Annotated in this window: 19 protein-coding genes and 1 other RNA gene; 9 read left to right on the top strand and 11 right to left on the bottom strand. The window is 70.8% G+C overall.

From position 1 onward, the window contains the following. Window positions 1-18: 18 nt before the first annotated feature. From scpB to FRANCCI3_RS07290, 4 genes are read right to left on the bottom strand one after another with little or no spacing between them, the layout of a single operon-like run. Window positions 19-594: an SMC-Scp complex subunit ScpB gene (scpB, locus tag FRANCCI3_RS07305; RefSeq protein WP_011435895.1), complete on the bottom strand. Its 576-nt coding sequence runs from the start codon at window positions 592-594 to the stop codon at window positions 19-21. Beyond that, on the bottom strand, window positions 591-1,535 hold the full coding sequence (locus tag FRANCCI3_RS07300) for a segregation and condensation protein A (RefSeq protein WP_011435894.1): 945 nt from the start codon (window positions 1,533-1,535) through the stop codon (window positions 591-593). Before FRANCCI3_RS07300 ends, scpB begins: the two co-directional genes overlap by 4 nt. Before the next feature lie 40 nt (window positions 1,536-1,575). Next, on the bottom strand, window positions 1,576-2,265 hold the full coding sequence (locus FRANCCI3_RS07295; protein WP_011435893.1) for a M50 family metallopeptidase: 690 nt from the start codon (window positions 2,263-2,265) through the stop codon (window positions 1,576-1,578). Window positions 2,266-2,304: 39 nt separating this feature from the next. After that, window positions 2,305-3,294, bottom strand: a complete 990-nt coding sequence (locus FRANCCI3_RS07290) for a ParA family protein (protein WP_011435892.1) — start codon at window positions 3,292-3,294, stop codon at window positions 2,305-2,307. Between the two features lie 264 nt (window positions 3,295-3,558). Here FRANCCI3_RS07290 and FRANCCI3_RS07285 point away from each other — a divergent pair, with 264 nt between their 5' ends. Then, window positions 3,559-4,647 (top strand): S-(hydroxymethyl)mycothiol dehydrogenase, encoded by a 1,089-nt coding sequence (locus FRANCCI3_RS07285; protein ID WP_011435891.1) that lies wholly within the window; start codon window positions 3,559-3,561, stop codon window positions 4,645-4,647. A gap of 201 nt (window positions 4,648-4,848) precedes the next feature. Beyond that, complete coding sequence (locus FRANCCI3_RS07280; protein WP_011435890.1) at window positions 4,849-5,499, top strand: MBL fold metallo-hydrolase; 651 nt, start codon at window positions 4,849-4,851, stop codon at window positions 5,497-5,499. Between the two features lie 131 nt (window positions 5,500-5,630). On the opposite strand, the gene FRANCCI3_RS07275 is transcribed toward FRANCCI3_RS07280, so the two are convergent. The 4 genes from FRANCCI3_RS07275 to FRANCCI3_RS27880 all read right to left on the bottom strand — a co-directional run bounded on the left by FRANCCI3_RS07275 (window position 5,631) and on the right by FRANCCI3_RS27880 (window position 9,437). Beyond that, the gene (locus FRANCCI3_RS07275) at window positions 5,631-5,930 is read right to left on the bottom strand and encodes a GlsB/YeaQ/YmgE family stress response membrane protein (protein WP_011435889.1); all 300 of its coding nucleotides are present in this window, start codon (window positions 5,928-5,930) and stop codon (window positions 5,631-5,633) included. Window positions 5,931-6,087: 157 nt separating this feature from the next. Beyond that, window positions 6,088-8,019, bottom strand: coding sequence for a serine/threonine protein kinase (locus FRANCCI3_RS23275; protein WP_236701449.1), 1,932 nt, complete (start codon window positions 8,017-8,019; stop codon window positions 6,088-6,090). 386 nt (window positions 8,020-8,405) lie between these two features. Then, window positions 8,406-9,020 carry a PaaI family thioesterase gene (locus FRANCCI3_RS07265; RefSeq protein ID WP_011435887.1) on the bottom strand — a complete coding sequence of 205 codons (615 nt, stop codon included), beginning with the start codon at window positions 9,018-9,020 and terminating at the stop codon, window positions 8,406-8,408. Window positions 9,021-9,095: 75 nt separating this feature from the next. Then, entirely contained in the window at window positions 9,096-9,437 is a 342-nt protein-coding gene (locus FRANCCI3_RS27880; protein WP_023840523.1) for a lipopolysaccharide assembly protein LapA domain-containing protein, read from the bottom strand. Between the two features lie 334 nt (window positions 9,438-9,771). On the opposite strand from FRANCCI3_RS27880, the gene rnpB reads away from it, so the two are divergent. The 6 genes from rnpB to FRANCCI3_RS07235 all read left to right on the top strand — a co-directional run bounded on the left by rnpB (window position 9,772) and on the right by FRANCCI3_RS07235 (window position 12,549). Then, window positions 9,772-10,184: RNase P RNA component class A (gene rnpB / locus FRANCCI3_RS23760), an RNA gene on the top strand. A 41-nt stretch (window positions 10,185-10,225) separates the two neighbouring features. Next, entirely contained in the window at window positions 10,226-10,477 is a 252-nt protein-coding gene (locus FRANCCI3_RS07255; protein ID WP_232234943.1) for a type II toxin-antitoxin system Phd/YefM family antitoxin, read from the top strand. A gap of 1 nt (window position 10,478) precedes the next feature. After that, window positions 10,479-10,745: a type II toxin-antitoxin system RelE family toxin gene (locus FRANCCI3_RS07250; protein WP_023840524.1), complete on the top strand. Its 267-nt coding sequence runs from the start codon at window positions 10,479-10,481 to the stop codon at window positions 10,743-10,745. 189 nt (window positions 10,746-10,934) lie between these two features. Next, the gene (locus FRANCCI3_RS07245) at window positions 10,935-11,177 is read left to right on the top strand and encodes a helix-turn-helix transcriptional regulator (RefSeq protein WP_023840525.1); all 243 of its coding nucleotides are present in this window, start codon (window positions 10,935-10,937) and stop codon (window positions 11,175-11,177) included. A gap of 93 nt (window positions 11,178-11,270) precedes the next feature. Continuing rightward, entirely contained in the window at window positions 11,271-12,170 is a 900-nt protein-coding gene (locus FRANCCI3_RS07240; protein ID WP_011435882.1) for a hypothetical protein, read from the top strand. Beyond that, a complete protein-coding gene (locus tag FRANCCI3_RS07235; RefSeq protein WP_011435881.1) occupies window positions 12,163-12,549 on the top strand; it encodes a hypothetical protein in 387 nt (128 codons plus the stop codon). Before FRANCCI3_RS07240 ends, FRANCCI3_RS07235 begins: the two co-directional genes overlap by 8 nt. 56 nt (window positions 12,550-12,605) lie before the next feature. Here FRANCCI3_RS07235 and FRANCCI3_RS07230 read toward each other — a convergent pair whose 3' ends face one another. From FRANCCI3_RS07230 to FRANCCI3_RS07220, 3 genes are all read right to left on the bottom strand, one after another. Beyond that, on the bottom strand, window positions 12,606-13,742 hold the full coding sequence (locus FRANCCI3_RS07230) for a bifunctional RNase H/acid phosphatase (RefSeq protein WP_011435880.1): 1,137 nt from the start codon (window positions 13,740-13,742) through the stop codon (window positions 12,606-12,608). A gap of 49 nt (window positions 13,743-13,791) precedes the next feature. After that, the gene (locus FRANCCI3_RS07225; protein ID WP_011435879.1) at window positions 13,792-14,535 is read right to left on the bottom strand and encodes a zinc ribbon domain-containing protein; all 744 of its coding nucleotides are present in this window, start codon (window positions 14,533-14,535) and stop codon (window positions 13,792-13,794) included. A 117-nt stretch (window positions 14,536-14,652) separates the two neighbouring features. Next, window positions 14,653-15,690, bottom strand: coding sequence for a Nif3-like dinuclear metal center hexameric protein (locus FRANCCI3_RS07220; protein WP_041257824.1), 1,038 nt, complete (start codon window positions 15,688-15,690; stop codon window positions 14,653-14,655). 160 nt (window positions 15,691-15,850) lie between these two features. On the opposite strand from FRANCCI3_RS07220, the gene FRANCCI3_RS07215 reads away from it, so the two are divergent. Beyond that, entirely contained in the window at window positions 15,851-16,054 is a 204-nt protein-coding gene (locus tag FRANCCI3_RS07215; protein ID WP_011435877.1) for a hypothetical protein, read from the top strand. The last annotated feature ends 84 nt before the right edge of the window (window positions 16,055-16,138 follow it).

The raw sequence follows: 16,138 nt of genomic DNA, 5'->3' as shown, positions 1-16,138 counted from the left end.
ATGACGGGAACCTGGTACTCATGACGTAACAATGTCATCAATCTCATCGATACCGGGCAGCAGGGGGGCAAGCGGCGGCAGTTCGTCGAGCCCGCGCAGCCCCATCCGTTCGAGAAAGTAGTCGGTGGTGCCGTAGAGGATCGCGCCGGTCTCCGGATCGTGCCCCACCTCCTCGACCAGGCCGCGGGCGGTGAGGGTGCGGATGACGCCGTCGGCGGAGACACCCCGCACCGCCGAGATCCGCCCCCGGCTCACCGGCTGCTGGTAGGCGACGACGGCCAGGGTCTCCAGCGCGGCCTGCGACAGCCGGGCCGACTGGCCGGCGAGCACGAAGCGCTCGACCCAGGGGGCGCACTCGTCCGCGGTGTAGAAGCGCCAGCCGCCACCGGTGTGCCGCAGTCGGAAGCCACGGCCGTCGCGGACATACTGCTCGGCGAGCTGCGCGAGCAGCCGCTCGACCTCCAGCGCCGGGGCGCCGAGGCCAGTCGCGAGCTCCGCGACGCCGACCGGCTTCTCCGCGACCATGAGGACCGCCTCGAGCAACGCGCCCAGCGGCGGCCGGGCCTCCCCGGCAGCCCCGGCCTCCCTGGTCACGACGCCACCTCCCGCGACTCCTCCTGCGCGTCCCCACCGTACCGATCAGATCCGAACAGCCCGTGGCCGATCGGCGGGGCGTCCGCCTCGACCGCCGGATCCAGGGCGATCCAGCGCACCGTCAGCTCGCCGAGCGGGACCTGCTGGTCGAAGGAGATCCGGCCCTCGCGGAAGAGCTCCAGCAGCGCCAGGAACCGGGCCACCACCTCGATGGTCTGCCGACAGCCGACGCACAGCATCCCGAAGGTCGCGGTGCCCACCTCGCGCAGCATCGCGATGACGGCGAGCATGTGCTCCCGCACGCTGATCCGGGGCAGGTGCACGTGATCGGTCGCAACCAGCGGCGGCAGCGGCGGCTCACGCAGCCGGGCCGCGAGCGCCGCGAGCTCCGTCGGGCCGATGCCGATCTGGACCTCCGGCAGCGCGGCGGCGTAACGGGGCTCCAGGGGTACCGCCCGGGGGGTGTGGCGCGCCTCCAGGGCCATGAGGCCGGCGAAGAGCGCCGCAGCCTCCTTGTACGCCTTGTACTGCAGCAGCCGGGCGAAAAGCAGGTCGCGGGCCTCCAGCAGGGCCAGGTCCGCCGACTCGTCCTCGGACAGGGCGCCCGGCAGCAGCCGGGCCGCCTTCAGGTCGAGCAGGGTCGCCGCGATCACCAGGAACTCGGTGGCCTGGCCGAGGTCGAACCGGTCCCCCAGCCGCCGGATGTGCGCGACGAACTCGTCGGTGACTTGGGAGAGCGCGACCTCGGTCACGTCGAGGCGATGCTTGGCGATGAGCGAGAGCAGCAGATCGAAGGGGCCGGTGAAGTTGTCGAGTTCGACGACGAAGGTCTCCGTGCGCCCACCACGACCCGTCGGCACGCCGGTGCGCGGGGCGGCCTTCCCGTCGGTCTGGTCAGCCGGAGCGGCCTGGTCAGCCGGGGCGGCGCGAGACCGGGTCATGGCGCCACGCTACGCCCCGGCGGCGTCGACGTGATCATCATCACCCCAGGTTGAGGCCTATCAGCGAGGCGAGTCCCCGCAGCAACGGGCCGATGAGCTGGCCGACGACCGAGGGGAATCCGACGAACAGCACCGGCAGCAGCAACAACGCCAGCAGGATGCCCAACCCGATGTTGCGCTCGGCCAACTGGTACCGGGCGTTGCGCCAGCCAGCCGTGGTCGGACCGAGCAGGAACAGCAACCGCCCGGCGTCTGTCGGGGGGACCGGGACGAGGCTGATGATGAACATCGACCCGAACGTGACGGCCATCCACAACGCGAGCTCGGCACCGAAGCTGTTCGGCACCGTCACCTCGGTGACGCGGTCACCGAGTCGCACCAGCCCCGGCTCGCCGAGCGGCTGGAACACCGCCAGGGAGGCCAGGGCGAGCAGGAGATACGTCAGCGGCCCGGCCAGGACGGCAGCGGCCACGTGGAACCGGCGGCGCCGCCACACGTCGTTCATGGGCACCGACTCGGCCCAGCCGTAGCCGACGACGAAGACGGCGACTGCGCTGAACGGGCTGAGCCGGTCCTTCAGGCCCGTCATCATCCGCCCCGAGCGCATCGGGGTCGGGTCACGGACCAGCCGGGCCACGAGCACCTGGGCGGCGTCGTGGGCGAAGATCCCGATGAGGAAGGCGAGGAGGATCCCGAGAAGCGCCGCGGGTTCGGCAAGGTGGAACAGCACGTCGCTACCTTTTCGCCCCGATCGCCTCGTTGTCCCGGTTCAGCCGACGGCTGGCGGCGTGTCGTGCCGGACCATCAGTTCCCGGGCGAGTCGCCGGTAGCCGGCAGCCCCCACCGACGTCGGGGCGTAGGTGGTGATCGGCTCGCCGGCCACCGTGGTCTCCGGGAACCGAACCGTCCTGTTGATCACAGTGTGGAACACCTCGTCCGGGAACCGTTCGACGACCCGGGCCAGCACCTCCCGGGCGTGCAGGGTGCGGGCGTCGTACATGGTGGCCAGAATGCCGGCGAGCTCCAGGCGCGAGTTGAGCCGCTCGCGCACCTTGTCAATGGTCTGCAACAGCAGCGCCACTCCCCGCAGCGCGAAGTACTCGCATTCCAGCGGGACGATGACGGCGTCCGCCGCCGTCAGCGCGTTCACGGTCAGTAGGCCGAGCGAGGGCTGGCAGTCGACGAGGATGACGTCGTACTCGTCGAGGATCGGCGCCAGCGCGCGGGCGAGGCTGTGCTCGCGGCCGACCTCGGTGACCAGCAGCACCTCCGCGGCGGACAGGTCGATGTTGCTCGGCAGCAGGTCGAGCCCATCGACCTGGGTCTCGACGATCACCTCGCGGACGTCGGCGTCCCCGCCCAGCAGGAGGTCGTGCACTGTCAGGTCGAACTGCATCGGGTTGACGCCGAGCCCGACCGACAGCGCACCCTGAGGATCGAAGTCGACGAGGAGTACCCGCCGGCCGTACTCCGCGAGAGCGGCACCCAGGTTGATCGTACTGGTGGTCTTGCCGACCCCGCCCTTCTGGTTGCACATCGCGACGATCCAGGCGGGACCGTGCGACGTCAGCGGGGGCGGGACGGGAAACGACGGCAGCGGCCGTCCGGTGGGTCCGGGCTCGCCCACCCCCGCATCGACACTCTCACCGCCGGCCTCGAGCCGCCCGTCCTCGGACAGGCGGGGATCACCGACCGTCACCTCCCCATAGAAGCGGCGGGTCGGTGAGGCGACGGACGACGTGTCGGTGAAACGGACCACTGAGGGATTGCTCCTTCTACAAAGAGCAGAAACGGACCGGTAGGAGCGTACCGACACCGACCCGTTCTCGGTGGCGCCGGGTGGCCGTAAAGCGGCGTGTCGCGCCATGAGCGGCGTGACCACGTTGGACGGACCCCACCTGTGTTGGACGGACCCCACCAACGGAGGTAGGAAATCAGACACCGGGGGGTGACCGCTCCGGTTCGACGAGGGATTCATCTCTCCGATCAGTGCTCGAGGAGACTCGAGGAGAAGGGATCCGGGATGGGCGCGCAGACGGTGGAAGCGGTGGTGGCCCGGGAGAAGGGCGCCGCGGTCTCGCTGGAGCAGATCGTTGTTCCAGATCCGGGTCCAGGCGAGGCACGGGTACGGGTGCGCGCCTGCGGCGTATGCCATACCGACCTGCACTACCGCGAGGGCGCGATCAACGACGACTATCCGTTCCTGTTGGGGCACGAGGCGGCCGGCACCGTCGAATCGGTGGGCGAGGGCGTGGTGGGTCTGGCCCCGGGTGACTACGTGGTGCTGGCCTGGCGGGCCCCCTGCGGAACCTGCCGGGCCTGTCGGCGCGGCATGGCCTGGTACTGCTTCGACTCCCGCAACGCGCGAAATCCGATGACCCTGGCGGACGGGACGCCGCTGGCGCCGGCGCTGGGCATCGGCGCGTTCACGCCGCTGACCCTGGTCGCCGCGGGCCAGTGCGTGCCGGTGGACCCCGCGGCCCGGCCAGAGGCGGCCGGGCTGATCGGCTGCGGGGTGATGGCCGGTTTCGGTGCCGCCGTGAACACCGGCAGGGTCACCCGGGGTGAGACGGTGGCGGTGATCGGCTGCGGCGGGGTCGGCGGCGCGGCGATCGCCGGCGCCTCGATCGCGGGAGCGCGGAAGATCATCGCGGTCGATGTCGACGACCGGAAGCTCACCTGGGCCCGACGCTTCGGTGCCACCGATGTCGTGAATGCCACGGCAGACGATCCGGTGGCGGCCATCCGGGCGCTCACCGACGGCTTCGGCGCCGATGTGGTCATCGATGCGGTGGGCCGCCCGGAGACCTACCGCCAGGCCTTCGACGCCCGCGACCTGGCGGGGCGGCTGGTCCTGGTGGGTGTACCCGACCCGACGATGACCGTGGAGCTGCCGCTCGCCGAGGTCTTCGGCCGCGGCGGTCACCTGTCGTCGTCCTGGTACGGCGACAGCCTGCCGAGCCGCGACTTCCCGATCCTCATCGACCTCTATCGCCGGGGCCGACTCGACCTCGACGCCTTCGTCACCGAGACCATCGGGATCGGCGACGTCGAGGAGGCGTTCACCCGGATGCAGCGCGGCGACGTGTTGCGCAGCGTCGTCATCCTCTGAGTCGTCGTTCACCGGGCCGCCATCTACTGAACCATCGTTCACCAAGCCTTTGCTCACTGGCGAGCTTCGTTGGCGGCGGGTCCACCCGGAGCCGGGAACCGCCGGATACGGTCGACCCCACCGGGTGCACCGCCGTCCGACGGCACCCGCGACACGCGCAGCGGGCAGCGGGCAGACCGATCGGGTCGAGGAGGGGACGCAATGATCGTCAATACCGGGCTTCGGGTGGATCGGGTGATCACACGCGGCGACTTCACGCTCGACGGTCAGTCGTTCACGGTCGACAACAACGTCTGGCTCGTGGGAAACGACGACGAGGTACTGGTCATCGACGCCGCGCACGACCCGTCGGTGATCGCGGCGGCCATCGGCACCCGCGTGGTCACATCGATCATTGCTACACACGGTCACAACGACCACATCAATGCGGCGACGGAGCTCGCGGACCTGGTCCGGGCGCCCATCGCGCTGCACCCCGCCGACGTGGTGCTGTGGAAGGCGATCTATCCGCACCGGGCGCCCGACCACGCGCTCGCGGACGGACAGCTCATCAGCCTGCCCGAAGGTGGAGCGCTGCGCGTCCTGCACACCCCGGGCCACTCTCCCGGCGGGATCTGCCTGTTCGGGGAGATCAACGGCGACCCGGTCCTGTTCAGCGGCGACACGCTCTTCCGCGGGGGTCCCGGGGCGACCGGGCGATCCTACTCCGATTTCCCGACCATCCTGGCCTCGATCCGTACCAGACTGCTCACCCTGCCCGCGCACACCGTCGTGCACACCGGTCACGGCGACGACACGACCATCGGCGAGGAGGGTATCGACTACGACGACTGGGTGAGCCGCGGCCACTGAGCGGCCACTGAGCGGCCACCGAGCGGGCGCAACCGGCGCGGGCACGACCGAGCCGGTCAGCGGCCGCTGACCGGCCGCTTCCCCGCATCACCGCCTGGTGTGCGCACCGGACCCCGGGTGTGCGCACCAGGCTAGAGTCGGCCCGCGGTGCGCCGGGTGCCGCTGCTCTGCCCGCGACGCGCCGCCCACATCGGGGAGACGATCGCGACTAGCGCGACCGCGACACCAACCTGCAGGATGTGCCGGATCCAGTCGAAGCCGCCGGTGTGGCGCACGCCGAGCGCGCTCGCGATTACGTTACCCACCAGCGCGCCGATGATACCGAACCCGACCGTCAGCCAGAGTGGGATGTTCTGCCGACCCCGGACGATCAGACGGGCCAGAAGACCGATCACCAGACCGGCCAGAACGATCCAGAGAATTTGGAACACCGAACACCCTCCAGAGCCTGAGTCTGCCTCCTCTTCGTCTCCATGAACCCGGCTGCACAAACACCGCGGGCACCCGACCTGCACCGGATGCACAAACCTTCCTTATTTGGTTTTTTCCTGGAAAATAGGCCCAATCCGGCGGAACGCCGCCCGTCCGTCAACGCGGAAGATCCCGGACGTCGACGGCCCGCAGATTGATGTTCGCGAATCCCTGGTGCATTCCGGGTACCAGGTCGACCCAGAAATAACCACGCAGCCGGTAGGAACCCTGCACGTAGCCGAAGGAAGCACCGCTGTGCGCCATCTCGGCAAGGCGGTACGTGCTCCCGAAGCACTCCTTCCCCGGCTCGAAGCCGGGCGGCTCCCCCGGCCCGAGCGCCCCGCACGCGTCGAAGAGGGTGAAGTTGGGCCGGTTGTCCCCCCCAAAGTCCGGTCCGGGGTAGAAGGCCCCTTCGTTACCCTCGGCGAGGGTGGAGATGTCGAGGAAGATGATCTGGGTGTCGTGGGCGGCGACGAAGTCGGTGAACGCCTTGGCCTGTGTGAGCTGGCCGACCGTGCCCCGGAACCCGGGGATCGGCCGCCCCGACGACAAACCGGCGGGAGGAACGATGACAGAGGGTGAGGGGAGCCCCAGTGGCCCAGGAGTACGTCCCGATCGGGCCGGGACGTCGTCACGCGACGACGGGGTGGGTGGCACGTCGTGCGGGCCGGGCTCCAGTTCCCCGCCCGTCGCCCGGGAGCTGGCGGCCGTCCCGGGGGCCCGCGGACCGAGGTCGCTGGCGGCCTCGGATGCGCTCAGGGCGGCCAGGCCCGCGAGTGTCGCGGCCAGGGCGGCCAGACCCGCGGTCCGGCGCGGGTGGCGTCGGGCGCGGGCCCGCCGGCCGGACAGGGGCCGCTTCGCCCCGGCGGAAGCTACCTCGGCGGAAGCGGCCACATCATGATCATCTCCAGTCGGCCGGCCACCGGCCGGACCGTCATCCTCGCCGGGCGCGGACCCGCGGACCCGCCCAAGCTCGCCAACCTGCCCGGACTCGCCAACCTGCCCGGACTCGCCAACCTGCCCGGACTCGCCCGCCGGACCACCGGTCCCGAGTGGCGCCCGGTCCGCTGTCCCCGCGCCGTTTGTCCCCGCGCCGGCGCTCTCCGGCGCATCGAGGCGGATCTGCGTCTTGGCGTCGTGGGTATCCTCCTCCACGGCCGGCAGAAGGCTCCTCACACGGGTCGCCACCGGTGGAGCGAGCCAGGCGTCCCGCAGTATCCGGCGTGTCTCGCGCCCCGGGTCGCCAGTAGACCCGATCAGCACGCGCAGCAACGCGTGGGCGCTCGGCCGGGCCATGGGCTCCTTGAGCAGCGCCGCGCGGACCGCTGGGCGCAGGGCCGGCGGAACATCCCCGGTGTCGGCCTCGTCGTGGACCACCCGGTACAGCAGTGCGTCGGGCCGGCCGGCGCCGAAGGGGGGTCGCCCCGACGCGGCAAACAGTACCGTCAGGCCCCAGGCGAAGACGTCCGCCGGCGGGCCGATCTCGCCGCGTCCAGTGACCTGCTCCGGGGCCATGTAACCCGGGCTGCCCAGCAACACCCCCGTCCTGGTAGCGGCCGTCGCGTCGACCGCCGCCGCGATGCCGAAGTCGATCACTTTCGGGCCGTCCTCGCTGAGGATCACGTTGCCCGGTTTCAGGTCCCGATGGACGATGCCGGCGTCGTGGATGGACTTCAGGGCCTCGGCGAGCCCGGTCGCCAGCGCCATGACGACCGGCATGGCCAGCGCGCCCCGGTCGGCGATCGCCTCGGCGAGGCTCTGGCCGTGGATGTGCTCGGTTGCCATCCACGGATCCTCGGCGTCGGGATCGGCATCGACCAGCCTCGCGGTGCAGGCACCGTCGACCGCCCGGGCGGCCGCGACCTCGCGACGGAACCGGCTGCGGAACTCGGGATCGGCCGTGAAGTCCGACCGGATCACCTTGAGGGCGACCGGCCCTCCGGTCTCGTCGTCGATGCCGAGGTAGACGACTCCCATACCGCCGGAGCCGAGCCGCGCGGTGAGCGTGAACCGGGCGATCCGCTCCGGATCGCCAGAGCGCAGCGACATCGCCGGCACCGCGCCCTCCCTTCCGTCGAGCTTTCCGCCGCGAGCCGACCGACAGCCGGCGAGGATTGGCCGCCGGGGCCGACCGCAGCTCCGAACGTTCCGACGCAGTGGCCGAGGCAACGGTCGATGGAGCATCCCGACAGGCCCGGAGCTCCCGGCCGAGGCACAAGCGGTCGATCCCGACCGATCGGCCTGGCCTGCCGGTTCCAATCAGTTCCGGGGAGCCGACCCAACGACTCGATCCCGGTTGCCACGTCCACCGTGCCAGCTAAATCTGTGACGGATCTGTGACGGAGATGTGACGGTCCGCGCGGTCGAATCACAGCGAGCAAACGAGTCCTGCCCGTGAGCGGATTCCGAGATTCGGAGATCAGGAGATTCGAAGATCAGAAAATAGTTTGATGTTCGCGTAGCCGGATCAGGTCCGGATCCTGCTCGATCGCCTGGATGTCCTCGGCCCGGGCATGGGTGACGAAGTGCTCCATGGGTACTTCGACGAACAGCCCTCGGGCCCGGACCGCGACCCGTCCGGTAGGGCTGTTCAACCGTCCCTCGCCACTGGCGTAGACCCGCCGGCCGAGCACGCCCTCGACCCGCGCGCTCAGGTGCAGGACAGTGCCCACGGGTACCGGCCGCAGGAAGTCCGTCTCCAGCCGGCCGGTCACCAGGCTGGTCCGGGTCAGATGCCCGAGCGCACCCAACGCCTCGTCGAGGGCGCAGCTGAGCAGGCCCCCGTGGGCGAGGCCCGGCGCTCCCTGATGATGCTCGGTCACCTCGAACGTCGCGCACAGCGCGAGCCCGGCATCGGCGTCGACCCGTAGGTGCAGTCCGTGGGCGGACTGGTCACCGCAGGCGAAGCACCGCACGTAGTGGGACGGCAGCACGGTGCCAGGCGCCGGTGCGTTCGCTGGACGTGGCGGGAGTTGTGCTCCCGGTGGCAGATCTGTTCGCAACGGCGTCACGACCCGGACTGTACCGACGCGGTGGGATCCGCCTGGCATCTTGCCGACGTCCCTTCCACCAACCGGCTACACCAACCGGCTACCGGCCGACCCGCGGCCAAGGACTCCGCTCAGCTACCGGCGGCTGGCCGCGCGACGCAGGTGGCGCAACTCGCGGCGCAGCCTGATCTGAGGAATGACACCGATGAGTAGGCCAACGACGAGACCGGCGGCGGCCGAGGCGGCCAGTGCACCCGCGACCGACATCTGCTTGGTCGAACCGAACAGCCAGATGCTCACGCGCGCGTCGTTCTGCACGACGAAGACCACGACAGCGATCGCGATGAGCAGCACCAGCACGGTGATCGCATAGGTGGTGTAGGCAACCCCGCGACGCGGGGGCCGGGCGCCGCCAGTGGGCGCACCCGGGACGCCGGGAGAATCCGGTGCGCCCGGGTGGACCGGCTGGTGCGGCACGGGCGCCACCTCGCCTGAACCACCCGGACCGCCCGGACCGGCTCGACCAACCGAACCAACCGGAACCTGGCCGGCGGGCGTTCCAGGAGGCGAGGCCGCGGGGGTCTGCCCGGCCGGCGCAGGCGCCGCGGGCGCGGACGGAACGGCGGACGGAGAGGCCACACGCCCCGCGTCGCCGAACCCTTGGCCCGGCTGCTTCGGTCCCGTCATGATCTTCCTGTTCCTCGACCCGCCGCCATCCCGCCCGATCGGCCGGCTCCGCGCACCGACAGCCCGATCAGCCCTACGCCCAGGAAGCGTGGACCGGGAAGCACTCTATACTGAAGGAAGCGGACGAGTTGGCCGGGCGGCCGCGTCGGCGCCGGCCGGTCCGGCGTCGCCGAGGAAAGTCCGGGCTCCACAGGGCAGGGCGGTGGGTAACACCCACCCGGGGTGACCCGCGGGACAGTGCCACAGAAAACAGACCGCCGGTGCCGGTCCCGGCGCCGGTAAGGGTGAAACGGTGCGGTAAGAGCGCACCAGCGCCCAGGGTGACCTGGGCGGCTCGGTAAACCCCGCCCGGAGCAAGGTCAGAAGGCCCGTGGCCGTCACAGGTCGCGGACCGCGCAGGCGTTCGAGGGCTGCCCGCCCGAGCCTGCGGGTGGACCGCTGGAGGCTGCCGGCAACGGCAGCCCGAGAGAGATGGTCGCCGCCGGCGAGCCGTGAGGCGAGCCGGTACAGGACCCGGCTTATAGGCCACCTCGTCCGCCTCAGCGGCCCGACCGCTCCCCGGTTTGTACAATCTGGGGATGAGTGAGATGCCGATCAGCGAGGCACGCGACCACCTCGGCGAGATCGTCTCCAAGGCGGAGCACGCCCGGGAGCGGATCGTCCTGACCCGTCACGGTCGCGCGGTCGCGGCAGTAATCTCCATAGAAGATCTCCGTGAGCTGGAAGCGGCAGAGGACGAAGCGGATCTCGCCGTCGCCCGAGAGGCGCTGGCCGCCGAGGAGCCTCGCGTACCCCATGCCGACGTCCTCGCCGAGTTCGGCCTGAACTGACGTGGCGCACACCGTCGAGTGGGCGACTGCGGCGCTGCGAGAGCTGCGCAAGCTCGACGCCTCCGCCGCTCGACGGATCCTGATCGCGGTGACACGACTCGCGGCGGAACCCCGCCCCTCCGGGGCCCGGGCCCTCACCGGCCAACCCACCGGGATACTGCGGATCAGAGTTGGTGAATATCGGGTGATCTACCAAGTCGACCACACCCGCGTTCTCGTCACGATCGTTCACGTCGCCCATCGACGTGAGGTGTACCGGCACCTCTGACCCGAGCGACTCGACACAGTGATATCAAGATCGCCCATCACCTGCCTACGTCCACGACAGGGCCGCTGTCCATGGCGCGCGTTCTATCGACGGATCGGGCCGAACCTGGTCATCGGTGTCGAGGCCGACACCGATCCGAAAAGCCGTCAGGTCGGCCGAAGAACGTCTCGACGACGTGGAGGGTGACGCATGAAGCTCGCAGCTCTCAAGCCTCTCGACCAGGTCATTGAGGACAACCGCGCGGATGCCGAGTTCCGTGACGCACCGGACCGCAGGGCTTTCGCCCGCGACGTTGCGAACAAGGTGGTGCGATACCGCACCGAGCACGGTCTAAGTCAGCGTCAGCTGGCGGCTGTCGTCGGCCTGGTGCAGCCCCAGATCGCCAGGCTGGAGAGAGCCGACCACCAACCCTCCTCCGACACTCGGCGCTGATCATCTCTGGAGGGATCGAAACGCTGGGTCGCCGTCCTCACCTGACTGGTCGTTTCTAGCCATGATGTGGTGAAACTGCTACGGTAGGTGGCAATGTCGATCGAACGGCCGGATGCGAGCGTCGATGCGCCGGCCGCTCCCTGGAGACCGGGGGCTGGGCCGAGCCAGGCCGAGGTGAAGGCGCGGCTGCTCGACCGGCTCACATCACCGGAGGCAGGCTCCCCCGTTTCCGCCGACGGCACCGAATCCGATGGCTTGGCATCCGCAGGCTCGGCCCCTGAAGGCTCGGCGCGGCCGGAGACGGAACGTTCCAGGATCGACGCCAAGCTGGACGCGCTCGACCGCCGGAACACCTCGGATGATCGTGCCCCGTGGCCGGCCGACCGTCGGTCGGTAGAGGACACGCGGTCCGCCGATCCTTCGCCGGTGGAACGCAAGCTCGCGCTGCTCGACCGCGGGCCCGGCGGTGAGATGGACGCGGCCAGGAAGCAGGATCGGCCGGCCGGACCGGAGAAGCTGGGGTGGCGGCTCACGAGGATCTGGCGGGAAAGCCTCCCGACTCGAGATGGACGCGCCTTCTTCGAGAAGTCCGACACGGACATGCGGAGGACCGCGATGGCCGCCGAGCCGGTCCCGGGAACCTACACAGCCGACCTGCATGGCGACCCGTCGGGATTCCGGGTCGGCAAGGTCGCGCTCGACGCCCGGCAGCTCGGCGCGCTCATCCGCGCCGACGAGAACTGGCGCGGCCGACCGGTGCGGCTGCTGTCCTGCGAGACCGGGCAGGGCGACAACCCCGTGGCCCAGAAGGTCGCGGACGAACTCGGGGTCGCGGTGACGGCACCGACCGAGCTGGCCTGGGCCGACGACCGCGGTAACGTGTGGACGACATCAATGACCGAAAATGAGTACGGTCGTCTGGTGCAAACCGTTCCCCATGACGGCTCCTGGATCAATTTTCATCCGAGAGGCGAGGGCAAACAGAATGCCTGAGGTGTTCGGCAACATTAAGATAGCGAAACTGTTCGACGGCACCCAGGACGGCACCCCCTTCGCCGCCGATCGTCCGAAGCTTCCCGCCGGCCGCGAACGGGCAGCATTTCTCGCCTATCTCTGCAAGGGTGAAGTCATCCTGCGCGCGGCGGGCCTCTCGGTGGACCGTTTGGACGAGTCACGCGGGAAGCAAGTTCCCATCGTGTTCTTGACAGACGGGGAATGGGTGTGGAGCGCATCGATCGCCTATTATCTGGAGGAGCACGATCTTCCGCCGGAGCCGGCGTTTCTCGACTATCTCCGCGGCCGGGACTTCACGTATGTGGCGCCGACGGAGGAACAGGTCAGCGCCGCGGCGGCGGCCCTGCGGGCGCGGTAGCGCCGCGGGGCCGGCAGCCTCGGCCCTGACCCCGCATCAACCCGCCTGAGCTGCCCCTATTCGCCGTAGATCGTCTGGCCCGCCAGGTGATGGGTGTCGTTGAACCCGCGTAGCACCGCCGGGCCGTCGGAGTACCAGTCGATGGTCGTCATCGACACCAGATCCAGGTGGAGGCGGTAGAGCACGGCCGGTTCCGCCGCCAGCGCCAGCTGGGCCAACCCCTTGATCGGCGTGACGTGTGAGACGATGAGGACCCGCCCGCCTGGCTGCTCGGCGAGCAGCCGGTCACGCACCCGCGCTACCCGGGCCACGGTGGCGATCAGGCTCTCCCCGCCGGGCGGCGGGACGTGCGGGTCGGCGAGCCAGGCATTGAGCTCATCGGGGAACTTCTCACGCACCTCGGCGAAGGTCAGCCCCTCCCAGGCGCCGAAGTCGGTCTCCCGCAAATCGTCGACGACGACGTAGTCGCGGCCGAGGGCCTCGGCGGTCTGCCGGGCCCGCTTCAGCGGCGAACTGACGACGAGATCGAACGGCTCGTCGCGCAGCCGGTTCGCTACGGCCGCGGCCTGGCCGAGCCCGACGTCGGTCAGGGCCGCCTCGACCGTCCCGCTGAAGCGCTTCTCCACCGAGAGCGGGGTCTGCCCGTGACGCAGCAGCACGGTCGTCGTCGGCGGTGCGGGCGGCGCCATCCAGCCGGAGAGCCGGTTCGTCGTCGGCGCGTGGTGCGGGACCGGGTCCGGGGACTGCGGGACCGCGGGTTCCCAGGCCCGCCCGGCGGCGGCGGCGTCCATCGCCTCGTTCGCGAGCCGATCGGCGTCGGCGTTGCGCGCGCGGGGCACCCACTGGAAACGGACCGCGGGGAACCGGGCGGCGAGTTCCGTCGCCTCGGCCACCAGCGGCCGCATCGCCGGATGCTTGACCTTCCACCGGCCGCTCATCTGCTCGACGACGAGCTTGGAGTCCATCCGGACCTCCAGCTCGGCGTCCGGGGCGATCTCAGCGGCGGCCCGCAGCCCGGCGATCAGCCCGGAGTACTCGGCGACGTTGTTCGTGGCGCGCCCGATCGAGTCCGCGCGCTCGGCCAGCAGCTTCCCCGAGCCGGCGTCGCGGACCACGGCCCCGTAGCCCGCCGGGCCCGGGTTACCCCGCGACCCGCCGTCGGCCTCGATGACCAGCCTGCGCACGGTGCCCATCTACATGCTCCCCTCGTCTACCCCCGAGGCGGGGGTCCCGCCGACGGTGTTACAGCCCCGATTCGGGGGTACGGACCAGGATGCGCCGGCACTCCTCACAGCGCACCACCTCATCCCCCGGCGCCGCCGCCACGGCGCGCAGGTCGCCGCCCGACAGCTCAAGATGGCAGCCCTGGCAGCGGCGGCGCAGCAGGGCCGCGGCGCCCACTCCGCTGGAGGACGCCCGGATCCGCTCGTACAGCGTGACCAGCGCCTCGGGCAGCTCCGGGACGAGAGCGTCGCGGTCATGGCGCAGCCGCGCCACCTCGGCATCGAGCTCGGCGTAGGCCTTGTCCCGCGCGGCCACCGCCGCGTCGAGCTCGGCCTGCAGGGCTGATCGCTGCTGGGACAACGCGGAGAGCCGGCTCTCCAGGCCCTCGACGATCTCCATCTTCTCGAGCGCGTCGTCCTCGAGCACGCCCTGACGACGGGTCAGCGAGGCGAGCTCCGCCTGCAGGTTCTCCAGCTCACGCGGCGTCGAGACGGCGCCGGAATCAAGCCGCTGGGAGTCACGGGCCGAACGGGTCCGCACGAGGTCGATCTCGTTCTCCAGCTTGCGCTGGGCACGCGCGACGTCGCTCAGCTCGGTCCGCACCCCGACGACCTCACCGTCCAACGAGGTCAGCGCGGCGGTGCGCTCGGTGATGACGGCGTGCTCCGGCAGACCGCGTCGGCGGGCCACCGACCGGTCGATACCGGTGTCGAGCGCCTGCAGATCGAGCAGGCGGAGCTGAACTGCTGGATCGGCCTTCATCGATTCCTCACTGGTACGCCTGAACGACTACACCTGGCCGACCTGACCAGACCCGACGCGGCGCCCTCCGTGACCCGGGCCTCCGCGTGACCCGGGCCTCCGCGCCGCCGGCACCGCCTACCGGGACGGAACGTGCACCCGCCAGGGATCGGTCACGATAGCGGATACCGACGTGCTCACCGTACGTCCCCTCGCACGCAGACCGGTGTGCAGGCGGGTGGCGGCCTGGCTCAGCCAGGGCCATTCACTCGCCCAGTGGGCGACATCGACCACCACGACCCCATGCGCACCGACGGCGTCGAGGACGTGGTGATGCCGGCCGTCCGCGGTGACGAGGACGTCCGCTCCCGCGGCCTCGGCTGCGGCGACCAGTTCTCCCCCCGAGCCGCCGCACACCGCGATCCGCCGGACGAGCCGGTCCGCGGTACCCGTCGCCCGGACCCCGCCCGCCGTCGCCGGCAGCGCTCGGACGACCCGGGCGCAGAACCGTTCCAGGGACTCGGCCGCGGGCAGGTCACCGATCCGGCCGAGGCCCCAGCACACGCTCGCCCCGCCGACACCGCCCTCATCACCGACACCACCCTCATCACCGGCGCTGCTCCCGGCACCGCCCTCGTCGGCCCCGGCACCGCCCTCGTCGGCCCCGGCACCGCCCTCGTCGGCCCCGGCACCGCCCTCGTCGGCCCCGGCACCGCCCTCGTCGGCCCCGGCACCGCCCTCGTCGGCCCCGACGTTCGCCGGGGCGGACAGCGGGGCCGGGGCGGACAGCGGGGCGACGTCACGCAACCCCAGCGCGTCGGCAAGCGCGTCACTCACGCCCGGCGCGGCGACATCGGCGTTCGTGTGCACGGTGTACAGGGCGACGCCGGCCCGGATCAGGGTGGCAACGACCCGCCCGCCCGGACCGGTCTCGGCGACGCCGTGCACTCCCCGCAGGAACAGCGGGTGGTGGGTGACGAGCAGCTGAGCTCCCGCCGTGACGGCCTCGGCCGCCACCTCGGGGGTCGGATCCACCGCGAACAGGACCGCCGAGGCCGGCGCGTCCAGATCACCCACCGCCAGTCCCACCGCGTCCCAGGACTCGGCCCAGGACGGAGGGAAGAAACGCTCAAGCACGGCCACACAGTCACGCACTGTCGCTGACGGAAAGGTCACCACCGTGACCCTACCCGCTTCGTCGCAGCGACCTGCCAGCCGGTCACGCTGTCCGGTGCCACACCCGGGCGCCGTGGGGGCGGTCGTTCCGGCCCCGTAACGTCACCGGTGGCAACACGCCTGCGATGTGCTGGCGAGCCGCGAGGAAAGGGCAGTCGTCATGGCGGACGTTTCGGTGCGATTCCAGGTGGCGGGGGATGCCGAGATCGTGCTGAACCTCGCGACCCCGCAGGCTGTCCGGCTGGTGGAAGCCATCATGCGCAAGGTGGCCGAGGCCATGGGTGCGCCGGAACGGCCCGCCGTCGGGGCCATGTGGCCCGACGTGCCATCGGCGCAGGCATCGTTCGCTCCGGACCGGCGCTGAGGCGCTGAGGCACTGAGACGCTGAGACGCTGAGACGCCGAGACGCCGAGACGCCGAGACGCCGAGCCACCCGGGCGGCTGCCCG

This window comes from Frankia casuarinae, assembly GCF_000013345.1.
Classification (GTDB): domain Bacteria; phylum Actinomycetota; class Actinomycetes; order Frankiales; family Frankiaceae; genus Frankia; species Frankia casuarinae.
The sequence above is the reverse complement of the archived record's forward strand: the minus strand, read 5'-3'. Positions and strand labels throughout refer to the sequence as shown.